Origin of the sequence: Achromobacter sp. ACM02, assembly GCF_014851605.1 — a bacterium.
Taxonomy (GTDB): domain Bacteria; phylum Pseudomonadota; class Gammaproteobacteria; order Burkholderiales; family Burkholderiaceae_B; genus Achromobacter; species Achromobacter aegrifaciens.
In genome coordinates, this window is record NZ_JACUZY010000010.1 from 105593 (window position 1) to 120109 (window position 14517).

Consider the following 14517-nt stretch of genomic DNA (forward strand, 5'->3'; position numbering starts at 1 on the left):
TGGGATGAGCGCAAGCAGGACCGCCGGCGCCGCGCTGCTGGCGGCCGCCGGGCTGGCGCTGTCGGGCGCGGCGGCCGCGGCGACCGTGGAGATCGCCGCGGCCGCCGACCTGACGGCGGCGATCGCCTCTGCCGCGGCCGGCGACGTGCTGCGGCTGGCGCCCGGCTCCTACGCCGGCGGCATCGTCATCGACAAGCCCCTGACGCTGGAAGGCCCCCAGGACCGTTCGGCCGTCATCGCCGGCACGCGCCAGGGGCGCACCGTCTGGGTCACGGCCGCGGACGTGTCGCTGCGCAACCTGACCGTCACGCGCTCCGGCCTGAGCCTGTCCGACATGGACGCCGGCATCTTCCTGGACCGCGAGGCGCACCGCGCGCTGGTGGAGCGCAACGACGTCCTGGACAACCTGGTCGGCGTGCACGTCTGGGGGCCAGCCGACGCTACCGTCCGCGGCAACCGCATCGTGGGCAACAAGGAGCTGCGCGTGGCCGAGAGAGGCAACGGCGTGACGCTGTGGAACACGCCAGGCACGCGCGTGCTGGACAACGACATATCCGCCGGCCGCGATGGCATCTTCGTCAACACCAGCAAGCTCAACACGTTCAGCGGCAACCGCTTCCACGACCTGCGCTACGCGGTGCACTACATGTACACCAACGATAGCGAGATCAGCGGCAATGTATCCACTGGCACCGACATCGCCTACGCCATCATGTATTCGCACCGGCTGGTGGTGCGCGACAACGTCGCGCTGGACAGCCAGGAGCAGGGCCTGATGCTGAACTACGCCAACCATTCCACGATCGCCAACAACACGGTGGACCGCGCCGGGAAATGCGTGTTCATCTACAACGCCAACCGCAACACCTTCCTGGACAACCATTTCTCCAACTGCGACATCGGCGTGCATTTCACGGCCGGGTCCGAAGGCAACCGGATCTCGGGCAACGCCTTCATCAACAACCGCAACCAGGTGAAGTACGTGGGCACGCGCACACTGGACTGGTCGGTGGACGGGCGCGGCAATTACTGGAGCGACAACACCGCGTTCGACCTGGACGGCGACGGCATCGCCGACACCGCCTACCGGCCGAACGACGTGGTCGACCAGTTGCTGTGGCGCGCGCCGGCGGCCCGCATTCTGCTGAACAGCCCGTCGATTTCCATCGTGCGCTGGGCCCAGTCGCAGTTTCCCGCCATCCTGCCAGGCGGCGTGATCGACAGCGCCCCGCTGATGCAGCCTCCGCCCACCGCAAGCACCAAGGAATCCCCATGAGCACCGACCTGGTGGCGCTTACCGGCGTCAGCAAGCACTATGGCGCGCATCAGGCCATCGACGGCCTGGACCTGCAGCTGCGCGAAGGCGAATGCGTTGCGCTCGCCGGACACAATGGCGCCGGCAAGAGCACGATGATCAAGCTCATCCTGGGCCTGATACGTCCCACCCGCGGCCGCGTCGCGATCTTCGGCCAGGACGCACACAGCCCCGCCGCGGCGCGCCTGCGCAGCCGGATCGGCTACCTGCCCGAGACCGTGGCGCTGCATCCCTCGATGACCGGCGAGGAAACCCTGGCGTTCTACGCCAGGCTCAAGCGCCAGCCGCTGTCGGGCAACGCCGCGCTGCTGGAGAAGGTCGGCATCGCCGGCGCCGCGCGCCGCCGCGTGGGCGGCTACTCCAAGGGCATGCGGCAGCGCCTGGCGCTGGCGCAGGCGCTGCTGGGCCAGCCCCGCGTGCTGCTGTTCGACGAGCCCACCACCGGCCTGGACCCCGCGTCGCGCCTGATGTTCTACGACATCGTCCACGAACTGCGCGCGGCCGGCGCCACGATACTGCTGAGCACGCACGCCCTGTCCGAACTGGCCGGCCATGCGGACCGCATCGTCGTGATGAAGGCGGGAAAAAAGATCGCCGACGGCGCGATGTCGGCGCTGCGGCGCTCCACCGGGCTGCCCATCCGCATCCGTCTGACCTTTGCCGATGCCAGCGCGCCGCCGCCCGGCGGCGATTGGCGCCGCATCGATGCCGGGCGCTTTGAACTGGCCTGCCCCGAGAGCGGCAAGGTCGAAGCGATCCGCGGCATCGGCGCGCTGTCGTCGGCCATCGCCGACCTCGACATCCAGGTCCCGGGCCTGGACGACATCTATGCACATCTGCTTGAACGGGAAGACGTATGAACGCGGTATGCACCATCATCGGCAAGGAAATCCGCGACGGCCTGCGCAATCGCTGGGTGCTGGCGACCGCCCTGCTGCTGGCCGCGCTGGCGCTGGCGCTGGGCCTTTTGGGCAGCTCGCCCACGGGCACCGTCAAGGCCGAGCCGCTGACCGTCACGGTGGTCAGCCTGTCCAGCCTGTCGATCTTCCTGGTGCCGCTCATTGCCATGCTGCTGGCCTATGACGCCGTGGTCGGCGAGGTCGACCGGGGCACGATGGCGCTGCTGCTCAGCTACCCGGTTTCGCGCAGCCAGGTATTGATCGGCAAATTCATCGGCCACCTGGCCATCCTGGCGCTGGCCACGGGCGCGGGCTACGGTTCCGCCGGGCTGGCGCTGCAATGGGCCTACGGCGGCCTGGACCCCAGCGCCTGGCAGCCGTTCGCCCTATTGATCGGCGCCAGCGTGCTGCTGGGCGCGAGCTTTCTCGCCATGGGCTACCTGATCAGTTCGCTGGTGCGCGAGCGCGCCACGGCCGCCGGCATCGCCGTCGGCGTCTGGCTGTTCTTCGTGGTGATCTACGACATGGCGCTGCTGGGCGTGCTGGCGGCCGACCAGGGCCGCCACGTCAGCCCCGGCCTGCTCAACGCGCTGCTGCTGCTCAACCCGTCCGACGTATACCGCCTGCTCAACCTGACGGGCTTCGAGAACATTTCGCTGTATGCCGGCATGGCGGGCGTGAGCGACCAGGCCAGCCTGCCGCTCGCCGCGCTGGTCGCGGCGCTGCTGCTGTGGATCGCCGTGCCGTTCCTGCTGGCGACCGCGGCTTTCAGGAACAAACCGCTATGAAATCCCTGCGACTCATGCTGGCCGCCTCCATCGTGCTGCTGGCCGCGGGCTGCGGCAGCGGCGCCGCGCCCGAAACCGCGCCTCCGCCGCAGGCCGTGACGACGGAGTCCGTCGGCCATTACTGCGGCATGGCGCTGAGCGAACACAACGGTCCCAAGGGACAGATATTCGTCAAGGGGCAGGCCGCGCCCGTGTGGTTCTCCTCGATCAAGCAGGTCTTCGCCTACACCCTGCTGCCCGAAGAACCCAAGGGCATCAGCGCCATCTACGTCAACGACATGTCCACCGCGGGCGCGGGCGGCGCGCCGGACCCGGCGGCCTGGATCGACGCGCGGCAGGCGTACTACGTCATCGAAGGCCGCTACATCGGCGGCATGGGCGCCGAAGATGCCATCCCCTTCTCCCGCCGCGACCATGCGCAGGCTTTCGCCGATACCCACGGCGGCCGCGTCGTCACCTTTGCCGACGTGCCGGAAAGCTATGTCTTCGCCCAATAGCCCGCGCCTCTACAGGCCTATCGCCATGAACCCTACCCGCCGCCGTTTCATCGGCATCGCCGCCGCAGCCAGCGCGCTGGCACTGGCCCCCGTCGCCGCGCGCCGCGCCGCCGCCTCGATTGCACCCGTCACCTGGCAAGGCACGGCGCTGGGGGCCGATGCCGAGCTGCGTCTCTACCATCCCGACGCCGCAGCGGCCCAGCGCCTGATCGCGCAGTCCTTGCAGGAACTGCGGCGGCTGGAAGCCATCTTCAGCCTCTATCGCGACGACAGCGCGCTTTCGCGTTTGAACCGCCAGGGCTTCCTGGACAATCCGCCGGCCGACTTGCTGCGGCTCTTGAGCGAAAGCCGGCGCTACAGCGAATTGACCTCAGGCATGTTCGATCCCACCGTGCAGCCGCTGTGGCAGCTGTATGCCGAACACTTCTCGCAGCCCGGCGCCGCCGCCGACGGTCCGCCGGCCCAGGCCATCGCGCAGGCGCTATCGCGCGTGTCGCATGCCGACGTGATGCTGGACGACAGCCGCATCGAACTGCTGCGGCCGGGCATGGGCATCACGCTCAACGGCATTGCCCAGGGCTACATCACCGACCGCGTCACCGATCTGCTCAGGCGCGGCGGGCTGGAACGGGCGCTGGTAGACATGGGCGAAATACAGGGGCTGGACGGCAGCGCTACGCCGCAGCCCTGGAAGGTCGGCATCGCCGACCCGCGCGACCCGGCGCGCCTGCTCGCCAGCGCCAGCATGACGAACCAGGCCCTGGCGACTTCCGGCGGCTATGGCACCGCCATCGACCCCGCGGGCCGGTACACGCATCTGTTCGATCCCCGCACCGGCCGCGCGCGGCCGCGATACCTGAGCGTGTCCGTCATGGCGCCGTCCGCGACCATGGCCGATGCCCTATCGACGGCTTTCTCGAACATGCCGCTGGAAACGACGCAGGCGGTGGTGCGGGAGCTGGGGCTGCGCGCGTGGTTTGTGGCGGAGGATGGGCAGTTGGTATTGCAGGGTCAGGCCGGCTGAGCCTGCGCCCGCGCATGAAAAAACCGGCCATGGCCGGTTTATTTCATTCTGGCGGAAGCGTTCCGCTTCAAGCTGCCGAAGGCGGATTCAGCGAGGACAGCATCTGCGTGAAGATCTTGGGGCTGGCGGCCAGCACGTTGCCGCTGTCCATCCAGCCTTGCTCGCCGTCGAAGTCGGCCACCAGGCCGCCGGCTTCCAGCACCATCAGGCTGCCTGCAGCCAGGTCCCAGGCCTTCAGGCCCACGCCGCAGAAGCCGTCCAGGCGGCCGCAGGCCACGTAGGCCAGGTCCAGCACGGTGGAGCCCAGGCGGCGCACGCCGGTGCTGCCTTCGGCCATCTGGCGGAAACGCGCGGAGCCTTGTTCCGGATCGCCGGAGTTGGGCCAGTGCGCGCCCAGCAGGGCCTCGTGGTAGCGGGTACGGCCCGAGACGCGCACGCGGCGGTCGTTCAGGAAGGTGCCGCTGCCACGGCTGGCCGTGAATAGTTCATTGCGGGTCGGGTCATAGATGACCGCCTGCGTGACCTGGCCGCGCTGCGTCAGCGCGATCGACACGGCGTAGTTGGGCAGGCCGTGGATGAAGTTGGTGGTGCCATCCAGGGGATCGATGATCCACTGGAATTCCGCCTGGTCGGGGCCTTGCAGGCCGAATTCCTCGCCCAGCACGGCGTGGTCCGGGTAAGCCGCGCGCAGCGTCTCGACGATCGACTCCTCGGCGGCGCGATCGACTTCCGTGACATAATCCCGCGGCCCCTTGCGAGCCACGCTGAGTCGTTCCAAATCCATGCTGGCACGGTTGATAATGGTGCCGGCACGCCGGGCCGCCTTGATGGCGATGTTGAGCATCGGGTGCATAAAATTCCGTACGAATGCGATGAGTTGGCTTGATGATAGGCCGCTTGCCGCCCCCCCGGTCCGCCGTTCCCCGACAGGGGGAAATCGACCCAAAAAACCAGGAAGGCACTAAGCCAAACGTGCCATTTTAAATGACTCAAGCATTTTCACGTGTTCGCTTCGTTATGGTGAACCCCAGCCACCCCGGAAACGTGGGTTCGGCGGCCCGCGCCATCAAGACGATGGGCTTCTCCGAACTGGTTCTGGTCGAGCCTAAATTTCCAGATGTAACAAGCCAGCCGGAGGCCGTGGCGCTCGCCAGCGGCGCGCTGGACGTGCTGGAAAATGCCCGCATCTACGGGTCCCTGGAAGAAGCGCTGGCCCCGGTCACCATGGCATTCGCGCTGACCGCGCGGGTACGCGACCTGGGCCCCCCGCCCTGCGACATCCGCCAGGCGGCCGAACTGGCCCGCGCCCACCTGGGCGAAACGGCCGAAGGCGTGGCCGCCGTGGTGCTGGGCACCGAACGCGCCGGGCTCACCAACGCCCAGATCGCGCTGTGCCACCGCATCTGCCATATCCCTGCCAACCCCGAGTACAGCTCGTTGAACGTGGCCCAGGCCCTGCAGCTGGCCGCCTGGGAGCTGCGCTACGCGCTGCTGGTGGACCAGGGCGCGGCGCTGCTGCCGGCCTCCACCGCGCAAGAGGCGCCGCGCGGCGCGGCGCCGGCTTCGGGCGAGGCAGTGCAGGCCTTCCTGGCGCACTGGGAAGAAGCGCTGGTCGGCGTGCAGTTCCTGGATCCTGCCCACCCCAAGAAGCTGATGCCGCGCATGCGGCACCTGTACTCCCGCCTTGCGCTGAGCCGCGACGAGGTGGACATGATGCGCGGTGTCTGCACCGCCATGCTGGCCACGGCGCGCCGCAACGGCGGGGCAAAAAAATAGGGGCGCAGGCTTACGCCTGTCCCCCAGCAAGGTTTGCCGGGCGGCTTGCCGCCCGGAAATCGAACATCAGTCCACCTTGGCGCCCGAGGCCTTGACCACGGGGGCCCAGCCTTCCACTTCCGACTTGATGAACTGGCCGAATTCGGCCGGCGTCGTCTTCACGCCCACGGCGCCCAGCTTCTCGAAGCTGAGCTGCACTTCGGGCTTGTCCAGGGCCTTGACCATGGCGGCGTTGAGCTTGTTCACGACTTCCGGCGGCGTGCCGGCGGGCGCGATCAGGCCGAACCACGAAGACACGTCGAAGTTGGCGAAACCGGATTCCTTCATGGTCGGCACGTCAGGCGCGCTCTTGGAGCGTTCGGTCGTGGTCACGGCCAGGGCGCGCAGCTTGCCCGACTGCACGTGGGGCCAGGCCGACGGCATGTTGTCGAACATGAACTGCACCTGGCCGCCGATCAGGTCGGTCACGGCCGGCGCGCTGCCCTTGTAGGGCACGTGCAGCACGTCGATGCCGGTCTGCATCTTGAAGAGCTCGCCCGCCATGTGGATGGACGTGCCGCTGCCGGACGAGGCGAACGCCAGCTTGCCGGGATTCTTCTTGGCGTAGTCCACCAGTTCCTGCACCGATTTCACGGGCACTGTCGGGTTCACCACCAGGATGTTCGGCACCTTGGCGCCCAGCGCCACCGGCGTGAAATCCTTGGTCAGGTCGAAATTGACGTTCTTGTACAGCGTCTGGTTGATGGCGCTGGTCACGGCCACGAACAGCAGCGTGTAGCCGTCGGGGTCTGCGCGCTTTACCTGGTCGGTGGCGATATTGCTGCCGGCGCCCGGCTTGTTCTCGACCACGAAGGACTGGCCGAGGCTTTCGGTCAGCTCCTTGGCCATGATGCGGGCGATCACGTCAGTGGTGCCGCCGGCGGAAAAACCGACCACGATGCGGACGGGCTTGTCGGGATAGGCGGCATGGGCCGAACCCATTGCGAATGCGCTTGCGGCGGTAGCCAGAAGGGTGGCGGCAATGCGCCGCAGTCCAGGCTTTTGACCTGTAGTCATAGAGTCTCCGTGCAGGTACTGTCCATTGAATGGACGATTTGAATTGTTCGATGCAGCATTCTGAGCTATACACATGCACTGCATCAAGGTAGAGTCCACAGCACGGACAGTGGTTTTCCCTTGAATATTCCGTAATAACCCGAGTTTTCAGAGATTTTCATGCAAGATAGCGACGCCGCGGCCGCGGGCCCACGCACATTGCGGCGCGGATTGGCCGTCCTGGCCGCCCTGCGGGACCAGGGCCCTGACGGCCTGAGCGTGACCGATATCGCCCGCCTCACGGGCATACAGCGTCCCACCATCTACCGCCTGCTGGCCGCCCTGCTGGATGCCGGGCTGGTGCTGGCCGTGACCGGCACCAAGAAGTACCGCGCCCAGTTGGCGGTGGACCCGGACACGCGCTCGCGCGACCCGCGCGTGCGCCAGCTGCTGCCCGTGCTGCGGCGCCTGGCCGATCGCACCGGCGACGCGGTATTCCTGGTAGTGCGCGAAGAGGACGACTCCATCAGCCTGCATCGCGAGATCGGCAGCTATCCGGTGCAGATCCTGGCCACCTACGCCGGCAAGCGCCAGCCGCTGGGGGTGGGATCGGGCGGCATGGCCTTGCTGGCCGCCCTGCCCGACGACGTTGCGCGCGGCATCGTCGAGCGCAACTCGGGCCGGCTGGACGAATACGGCGGCATGACGCCGCAGGAAATGTTCCGCCTGATCGAAAACACCCGCGCCCGCGGCTATTCCGTGGTGGGCAACCACGCGGTGCGCGGCGCGCTGGGCGTGGGCTGCGCGCTGCTGGACGCGCAGGGCGCGCCTATCCTGGCGGTCAGCGTCACGGCCATCATCGACCGCATGCCGGCCCAGCGCCAGCGCGAAATCGCCGGTTGGATCAAGAACGAACTGGCGCGCCTGTCCATGCAGGCCTGAGACCTGCTTGCCTCCGGCAAAAAAAGGGGCGCCCAGCGGGGCGCCCATTGTCATTCCAGGGAAAGCCGCCTGCTTCAGGCCGCGGCTCCCGGCTTGGCGTTCTGGATCTCGCGCATAGGGATCGGCGGCTGGAAGCCCGCGTCTTCCAGCGACTTGCGGATGTCCTGGTACAAGCCCCAGCGCAGGTCCCAGTACTTGGCCGACTCGGTCCATACCCGCACGTTCACGACCACGCCGTTCTCCTTGTAGTCGACCACCTTCACCAGCGGCTCAGGATCCTTCAGCGTTTCCGGGCGTGCGTCGACGATGGCGCGCAGCTTGGCCACCACCACTTCCAGGTTGTCGCCATAGCGCACCGGCACCGGGATATCCAGGCGGCGCGTCTTGTTGCGGCTGTAGTTGGTGATCGTGGCGTTCCACACCGTGCTGTTGGGCAAGGTCAGATGGATGCCGTCGACCTGGATCAGGCGCGTCAGGAAGAGGCCGACCTCTTCCACCGTGCCGTCCACGCCGGTGCTGAGCGCCACGTATTCGCCCGCGCGTATCGGGCGCAGGATCAACAGCATGATGCCGGCGGCGATGTTCTGCAGCGTGCCCTGCAAGGCCAGGCCCACGGCCAGGCCGGCTGCGCCCAGCACGGCGATCAGGCTGGCCGTCTGCACCCCGAAACGCGCCAGCACCGCAATCACGGTGAAGATGCGCACCGTCCAGACCACCGTGCTGTAGAACATGGGCACGATGGTCGGATCGATCTTCTTGGAGCGCGTCGCGGCGCGGCGGACCCAGCTGCCCAGCAGCGACGACACCCACCAGCCGATGATGAGGATCAGCAGCGCAACCGCCAGATTGAGGCCCAGGTCGACCAGCTTGGGAGCCCAGGCGTTAAATTCTTTCAAGGCTTCTTCCATGGATACTCCTGCGGAAAAGTTGAGGCCGCGCAGCGTCCCGGCAACGGACGCCTGGCGGCCTGAAAAAAGCAGCCGAAAACTTTATCAGATGGCGCTTGCGATAAGGGCCGCATCGCGGCCCCGTTGTGTCAAGCTTTGTAAGCACGCGGGTTCAGGCCCGCGCCGGAACTTTGCGGAAATGGTTGTCCCAGGAGACCTCGCGCGACGGCGCCAGCACGGGCTGCTCCTTGCCGGACGCGTCGGTGCGCAGCATCGCTCCCAGGCCGCTGCTCAGCAGGAAGCCGTCTCCGGCGGCCGGCGCCACGCCGCAGCCATCGGCCAGTTCGGTCGTGCCCAGGCAACGGCCGCTGGCCGCGTCCCAGTAGATCACCTGCCCGCCCACCGGGCTGGACGTCGCGACCACGGCGCCCGCGGCATCCACCGCCACCGAACCGACATAATTGCGCATCTGGCGCAGCGCCTGCGTGGGTCCTTCGAACAGTTCCAGCTGCGCGCCGCGCCTGTGCCGTCCCACCAGCGCCGGCCGGTCGGAGGCCGGACCCATGTACTGGCAGCCAAACCAGACGCAGCCGTCGGCGGCCAGCGCCAGGTGACGGATGGACAGGCGGTGCAAGGCGGGCTCCAGCTCCACTTTTTCCAGCAGCTCGCCGCTGGCCGCGTCGATGTAGGCCAGCGAGGGCCGCATCGTGTCCAGGTTGAGCTCCAGCTTGCCGTAGTCTGGATGCGTCAGGATGCCGCCGTTGGCGACGCACAGCGTCTTGCCGTCGGGCATCAGCACGACTTCATGCGGACCGATGCCGCCGCTGTCGAATTCGCCGATACGGCGGTATGCGCCCCCGGGCGAGGCGTCGTACAGCCCCAGCACGCCCCGGCCCGCTTCAAAATCGTTTTCGGTGGCGGCCAGCAGCCGGCCGCCGTCCACGTAGGCGCCATGGCCGAAGAAGTGGCGTTCCTCGTGCATGGGCAAGGCCTGGGGCTCGCCGCCGCGCAGCGAGAAGGCCAGCGCGAAGAAGCCCGGCTGGCGGCCGAAGACGACCGCGCGTTCCCCCGCGGCATCGATGGCGAAGCTGTGTCCGCGCGCGGGCATCGGCACCACCAGCCGGTCATGCCCGGCCGCGTCCAGCAGCGCGGTTTCGTCGCGCCCGCCGCGTTTGCGCGCGCTCAGGTACAGGACTTCGCCGTCTTTGGGCGCAGCCGCCAACGCCGCCGCCGGAGCCAGGCCCAGCGCGGCCGCAAGCGACAGGAAGCGGCGCCGGTCAATCGCCATCGAGCGCATTGAATCCGATCGTGACGCCCAGGGCCGGCGCCAGATTCTCGTCGACGATGGCCTTGGCGTTCTTCAGGGTCAGCGCCGCCAGCGTCAGTTGCCTGCGCCCGTCCTCCTGAGCCAGGGCCTGCTCCAACGGCGTTGGCACATCCAGCAGCGTGCGCGCCGCGCTGGCCAGTTCACCGCGCACGGACTCGGCCATCCAGGCATCGCCCTTGGGCAGCGCATAGGCGCCCGCCTGGTAGAAGGCCTGCAGCCCTTCCAGGTTGGCCGCCAGCAGGCGCGTGGACAGCTGGCTGCGCCAGAATGCGGCGCGCTTGGGCCGCGCCGCTTCCGGCGTGTCGCCCAGCACCGGCAGGATCTTCACGTCGCGTGCGAACTGCAATCCCGTGGAAAGCGACTTCATGGCCTCGGCCGCGATTTCCTGCTGGTCGCGGTACAGGTCGTTGCCGGCCTTGGGTTGCGCAAACTGCCGGCCGAAATCGCCTTCGGCGCTCCAGGCCTGGGCTACATCGCGCGAGATCTGCCTGACGTTGGCGACCACCGCCCGGGCGTAATCGCAGGCGTAGGTGCCGCCCTGCCCGCCATCCTGCCGCAGCAAGGCCGGCTCGCCGTACAACACGTATTCCAACGCGGGCAGGCCCTGCACGGCCACGCTGCGACCCGCTAGTGCACCGGGCACGAGCAAGGCGCCGTCCTGGGCGGCGATCAGCGCCTGTACCTGCTTGGGCATGACGCCGCGCGTATCGGGCCAGAACGCCAGGCGCTCGTAGCGGTTGGCCTGCACCAGCGGGCCGAAGCGCAGGAACTCGATGCCGGACCACGCCAGGGCCAGATTTTCGAAAGCCTCTTTGACGCGCTTCGCGTCGGCTGCACCGGGCTGCGCGCACCAGCCGCCCAGCGCGCCGTCCAGCGCCGACGCCGCGTCAACCATCCTGGCCACGGCGGGACGGGCGTAATCGCGCGCCAGGCGCTCGCCCAGGTCGGAGGGCGGCGCGGCCAGCGCGGCCGCGGGTGCGGCCAGGACCAGCGTCGCGGCCGCGGCGCGCTTGAACATCAGCTTTGCAAATCCGGCCATCACAGCGACTCCAGGAAACGAATGAGATCGGCGCGTTCTTCCGGCGTCATCGCCACCACGCGATCGCGCGCCGGCTTGGCCTCGCCGCCATGCCACAGCACGGCTTCCAGCAAGGTGCGCGCGCGTCCGTCATGCAGCCAGGTGGCATTGGGGTTCACGGTCTTGGTCAGGCCGATGCCCCACAGCGGCGGCGTGCGCCATTCGCGGCCATTGGCCAGCCCGTCCGATACGCCGTCGGCCAGATCGTCGCCCATGTCGTGCACCAGCATGTCGGTGTAAGGCCAGATCAGCTGGAAGCGATGCTCGGGCTGCTTGGCGTTGCGGCTGGTGACGTACTTGGGCACGTGGCAGGCGACGCAATTGGCTTCGTAAAACAGCTTCTTGCCGGCCAGCACCCGCGCATCGTCGGCGTCACGGCGCTGCGGTACGGCAAGGTTGGTGGAATAGATGGTGACGAAGTCCATCAGCTTGGCCGGCACTTCCTCGGGGCCGAAGCGCGGCTGCGCGCCGTGCGGCATGTCCAGGCACTGCTTCTGAGAAGGCGTGCAGTCGCCGGAATGCTGAGGGAACAGAGGCGTGGACAGCCCCATGTCGTTGGAGAAGGCGGCTGCGCTCTGCTGCTCGACCGTGGGTTGGCCGGCCTTCAGGTTGAAGCGGCCCAGTACGCGCGCGCCAGTGCGCGCGTCGGTGACCCAGTTGGCCTTGCCGACAATGCCGTCGCGCTTGTCCGCGCCCACGTTGGCCAGGATGTCGGCTTCGTGGATGGATTCCAGCAGGCCCAGGCCTATCATGGGCGGCGCCAGGCGCGGCGAGATCTGCGTGTCTGCACGCATCGGGCCATAGCCCAGGTTCTCGATGCGGTAGGCCGGCTTCATCAGGGTGACGGTTTCACCGCCGTTGAGCGCGACCGGGACCGGCTGGTATTCGATCTCCATGCGGCCTTCGGCGGGCAGGCCAGCGACCGCGAAGTTCTGCAGTTGCACGCCGTAAACGGGTTCGGGCAAGGCCGCGATCTCGCCCGGCGCGAGCTTGGGGTGGCCGCGGTCGGCGCCCTGCGGCACCGCCAGGCGCAGCAACAGCGCTACCGCATCGGTACGTTCCAAAGGATCGAAGCCCGGCACCGTGCCGCGTCCGTCCTTGGTGTGACAGGCCTGGCAGGAACGCGCATTGAAGAGCGGGCCCAGGCCATCGGACGCCTGCGTGGAGGCCGGCGCCGAGACCCAGTCCTTGCGAAACAGGCCGTTGCCGACCTGGAATTCCTGGCGCCCTTCGAAGCTCATGTTGGCCGACGGCTGCGAAAAGATGTCGGCGTTGATGAGTTTGTTGGTGGTGGCGGCCCCAGCCTGCATGGTCTCGAAGGTCTCGACCTTGGAGAAATCGCGCGTGGGCGCCGTGATGGCGGTCACGCGTTTCAGATCTTCGGGCGTGAGGTCGTCACGCCCGGTTGGAGCGGCGGCGGCGCCGGCATGGGCCGACGCCGCCAGTACGGCGGCTAAAACGAGTTTCACTTGAATACGGCGTCAGGTTTGTCCAGGCTATCGGAACCTTCGATGGCAACCTTGCCCAGGTCCAGCAGGGCGATCACGCGCTCCAGGCTGCGGGTCTGGTCGACCAGGCGGTCGATGGCGGCCTGGACCACGGCATTGCCTTCCTTGTTGCCGTCCGAAATCATCTGGTCGTAGGTTTCGACCGTTTCGGCGCGCGTCTTCATCGCCTGCATGGCGGCCACGGTGGCGTCCAGCTTGGCGCGAACCTCGGCATCCAGCTTGGGATCGCGCGCCTTCACCAGTTCCGACAGGCTGGCGCCCGAGACGGTCTTGCCGTCGATGCGGGTGTAGCTGCCCAGGTAGACGTTGCGGATGCCGATCTGGTCGTAGTAGTGCGAGTTGTGCGTATTGTCCGAGAAGCAGTCATGCTCTTCTTCGGGGTCATGCAGCATCAGGCCCAGCTTCATGCGTTCGCCGGCCAGCTCGCCGTAAGACAGGCTGCCCAGCCCGGTCAGCATGGCGATCAGGCCGGCCTTCGGATCTTCTTCGACGGCCTTGCGCGCGGCGCCGTCCTTCTTCCAGTTGCCGACCATCTCTTCCAGGTCCGTCACCAACAGATCGGTCACGGCCTTCAGGAACTGCACGCGGCGTTCGCAGTGGCCGCCCGTGCACTGCTTCGGATCGAAATCGGTGTGCGGACGGTTGCCGGCATGGCGTTCCTGCGGCGTGCCCTTGCGGTCTGCCGGCGCGGGGCCGGTGCCGTTCAGGTCCTGGCCCCACAGCAGGAATTCGATGGCGTGGTAGCCCGTGGCCACGTTGGCTTCGTTGCCGTCGGCTTCATGCAGCACCTCGGACAGCAGCTGGGGCGTGATCTTGCTGACGTCGACGGTCTTGCCGCCCACCGAGATCTTGGAATTGGCGATGACGTTGACGGCGTAGTAGGCGTTCTCGTCGTTTTCCGTGCCGTAGGAGGCGTCGACGTAGTCGATCAGGCCTTCGTCCAGCGGCCATGCGTTCACACGGCCTTCCCAATCGTCGACGATGGGGTTGCCGAAGCGGTACGCCTCGGTCTGCTGGTACGGCACGCGCGCCGCAAGCCAGGCCTCGCGCGCGGCCTTCAGCGTTTCGGCGCTGGGCTTGGCGATCAGGGCGTCGATGGCTGTGCGCAGGGCTTTGGCGGAAGTCAGCGAGTCTTCGTAGCCGGCCAGCGCCAGATCCGAATACGTGGCGACCACGGCCTTGGGCTCGGCCGCAGCCTGGGCCGTCCCCCCGAACACCGCAGCGGCCAACACCGCTCCCAACAACAACTTGCGCATCGACTCTCTCCCGTAACAGGAACGGATCCCGCCCCCACGGCGGCCCGCTCAACCTCGAATTTTGAGGATGAGAGTGTAAACAATTTTCGTTTGGTGTTCAGAATAAAGTCAGATACCTGACATTTCTTTGAACCGCAAGGCGCCGTCCGGACTCCAGTCCGGGCGGCGCCTGGCCGGCCTAGATG

The 14517-nt window shown here is 67.5% G+C and carries 14 protein-coding genes; 7 read left to right on the forward strand and 7 right to left on the reverse strand.

The genetic code is table 11. The annotated features are described in order from the left end of the window. The first annotated feature begins 4 nt into the window (after positions 1 to 4). Genes IB258_RS26335 through IB258_RS26355 form a run of 5 tightly spaced genes read left to right on the forward strand, consistent with a single transcriptional unit; the run spans position 5 to position 4523 of the window. On the forward strand, positions 5 to 1276 hold the full coding sequence (locus IB258_RS26335) for a nitrous oxide reductase family maturation protein NosD (protein ID WP_225590523.1): 1272 nt from the start codon (positions 5 to 7) through the stop codon (positions 1274 to 1276). Continuing rightward, the gene (locus IB258_RS26340) at positions 1273 to 2175 is read left to right on the forward strand and encodes an ABC transporter ATP-binding protein (RefSeq protein ID WP_192353396.1); all 903 of its coding nucleotides are present in this window, start codon (positions 1273 to 1275) and stop codon (positions 2173 to 2175) included. Before IB258_RS26335 ends, IB258_RS26340 begins: the two co-directional genes overlap by 4 nt. Continuing rightward, a complete protein-coding gene (locus IB258_RS26345; RefSeq protein WP_192353397.1) occupies positions 2172 to 3002 on the forward strand; it encodes an ABC transporter permease in 831 nt (276 codons plus the stop codon). The genes IB258_RS26340 and IB258_RS26345 overlap by 4 nt, the downstream gene beginning before the upstream one ends. Beyond that, positions 2999 to 3499: a nitrous oxide reductase accessory protein NosL gene (locus IB258_RS26350; protein ID WP_054453193.1), complete on the forward strand. Its 501-nt coding sequence runs from the start codon at positions 2999 to 3001 to the stop codon at positions 3497 to 3499. Before IB258_RS26345 ends, IB258_RS26350 begins: the two co-directional genes overlap by 4 nt. 25 nt (positions 3500 to 3524) lie before the next feature. Beyond that, positions 3525 to 4523: an FAD:protein FMN transferase gene (locus tag IB258_RS26355; protein ID WP_054453704.1), complete on the forward strand. Its 999-nt coding sequence runs from the start codon at positions 3525 to 3527 to the stop codon at positions 4521 to 4523. Between the two features lie 67 nt (positions 4524 to 4590). Here IB258_RS26355 and IB258_RS26360 read toward each other — a convergent pair whose 3' ends face one another. Beyond that, complete coding sequence (locus IB258_RS26360) at positions 4591 to 5376, reverse strand: inositol monophosphatase family protein (RefSeq protein ID WP_054453195.1); 786 nt, start codon at positions 5374 to 5376, stop codon at positions 4591 to 4593. Between the two features lie 131 nt (positions 5377 to 5507). Here IB258_RS26360 and IB258_RS26365 point away from each other — a divergent pair, with 131 nt between their 5' ends. Continuing rightward, positions 5508 to 6299 (forward strand): RNA methyltransferase, encoded by a 792-nt coding sequence (locus tag IB258_RS26365; protein WP_119450064.1) that lies wholly within the window; start codon positions 5508 to 5510, stop codon positions 6297 to 6299. A gap of 66 nt (positions 6300 to 6365) precedes the next feature. Here the strand turns inward: IB258_RS26365 and IB258_RS26370 are convergent, their stop codons facing one another. Next, entirely contained in the window at positions 6366 to 7355 is a 990-nt protein-coding gene (locus IB258_RS26370; RefSeq protein WP_054453198.1) for a tripartite tricarboxylate transporter substrate binding protein, read from the reverse strand. A gap of 159 nt (positions 7356 to 7514) precedes the next feature. Between IB258_RS26370 and IB258_RS26375 the strand changes: the two genes are divergently transcribed. Then, positions 7515 to 8276 (forward strand): IclR family transcriptional regulator, encoded by a 762-nt coding sequence (locus IB258_RS26375; protein ID WP_054453200.1) that lies wholly within the window; start codon positions 7515 to 7517, stop codon positions 8274 to 8276. Positions 8277 to 8350: 74 nt separating this feature from the next. On the opposite strand, the gene IB258_RS26380 is transcribed toward IB258_RS26375, so the two are convergent. From IB258_RS26380 to IB258_RS26400, 5 genes are all read right to left on the reverse strand, one after another. Further along, entirely contained in the window at positions 8351 to 9184 is an 834-nt protein-coding gene (locus tag IB258_RS26380; protein ID WP_054453202.1) for a mechanosensitive ion channel family protein, read from the reverse strand. 151 nt (positions 9185 to 9335) lie between these two features. Beyond that, positions 9336 to 10451 carry a DUF1513 domain-containing protein gene (locus IB258_RS26385; protein WP_054453204.1) on the reverse strand — a complete coding sequence of 372 codons (1116 nt, stop codon included), beginning with the start codon at positions 10449 to 10451 and terminating at the stop codon, positions 9336 to 9338. Continuing rightward, positions 10441 to 11529: an imelysin family protein gene (locus tag IB258_RS26390; protein WP_192353398.1), complete on the reverse strand. Its 1089-nt coding sequence runs from the start codon at positions 11527 to 11529 to the stop codon at positions 10441 to 10443. The genes IB258_RS26385 and IB258_RS26390 overlap by 11 nt, the downstream gene beginning before the upstream one ends. After that, complete coding sequence (locus tag IB258_RS26395; RefSeq protein WP_119450067.1) at positions 11529 to 13037, reverse strand: di-heme oxidoredictase family protein; 1509 nt, start codon at positions 13035 to 13037, stop codon at positions 11529 to 11531. The genes IB258_RS26390 and IB258_RS26395 overlap by 1 nt, the downstream gene beginning before the upstream one ends. Continuing rightward, positions 13034 to 14332: an imelysin family protein gene (locus tag IB258_RS26400; protein ID WP_054453210.1), complete on the reverse strand. Its 1299-nt coding sequence runs from the start codon at positions 14330 to 14332 to the stop codon at positions 13034 to 13036. Before IB258_RS26400 ends, IB258_RS26395 begins: the two co-directional genes overlap by 4 nt. Between the last annotated feature and the right edge of the window lie 185 nt (positions 14333 to 14517).

Coding starts and splice junctions, on each gene's coding strand:
- IB258_RS26360 (WP_054453195.1), bottom strand. CDS start 5,376: ATGCACCCGATGCTCAACATCGCCATCAAGGCGGCCCGGCGTGCCGGC.
- IB258_RS26350 (WP_054453193.1), top strand. CDS start 2,999: ATGAAATCCCTGCGACTCATGCTGGCCGCCTCCATCGTGCTGCTGGCC.
- IB258_RS26380 (WP_054453202.1), bottom strand. CDS start 9,184: ATGGAAGAAGCCTTGAAAGAATTTAACGCCTGGGCTCCCAAGCTGGTC.
- IB258_RS26375 (WP_054453200.1), top strand. CDS start 7,515: ATGCAAGATAGCGACGCCGCGGCCGCGGGCCCACGCACATTGCGGCGC.
- IB258_RS26390 (WP_192353398.1), bottom strand. CDS start 11,529: ATGGCCGGATTTGCAAAGCTGATGTTCAAGCGCGCCGCGGCCGCGACG.
- IB258_RS26355 (WP_054453704.1), top strand. CDS start 3,525: ATGAACCCTACCCGCCGCCGTTTCATCGGCATCGCCGCCGCAGCCAGC.
- IB258_RS26370 (WP_054453198.1), bottom strand. CDS start 7,355: ATGACTACAGGTCAAAAGCCTGGACTGCGGCGCATTGCCGCCACCCTT.
- IB258_RS26365 (WP_119450064.1), top strand. CDS start 5,508: ATGACTCAAGCATTTTCACGTGTTCGCTTCGTTATGGTGAACCCCAGC.
- IB258_RS26345 (WP_192353397.1), top strand. CDS start 2,172: ATGAACGCGGTATGCACCATCATCGGCAAGGAAATCCGCGACGGCCTG.
- IB258_RS26335 (WP_225590523.1), top strand. CDS start 5: ATGAGCGCAAGCAGGACCGCCGGCGCCGCGCTGCTGGCGGCCGCCGGG.
- IB258_RS26385 (WP_054453204.1), bottom strand. CDS start 10,451: ATGGCGATTGACCGGCGCCGCTTCCTGTCGCTTGCGGCCGCGCTGGGC.
- IB258_RS26400 (WP_054453210.1), bottom strand. CDS start 14,332: ATGCGCAAGTTGTTGTTGGGAGCGGTGTTGGCCGCTGCGGTGTTCGGG.
- IB258_RS26340 (WP_192353396.1), top strand. CDS start 1,273: ATGAGCACCGACCTGGTGGCGCTTACCGGCGTCAGCAAGCACTATGGC.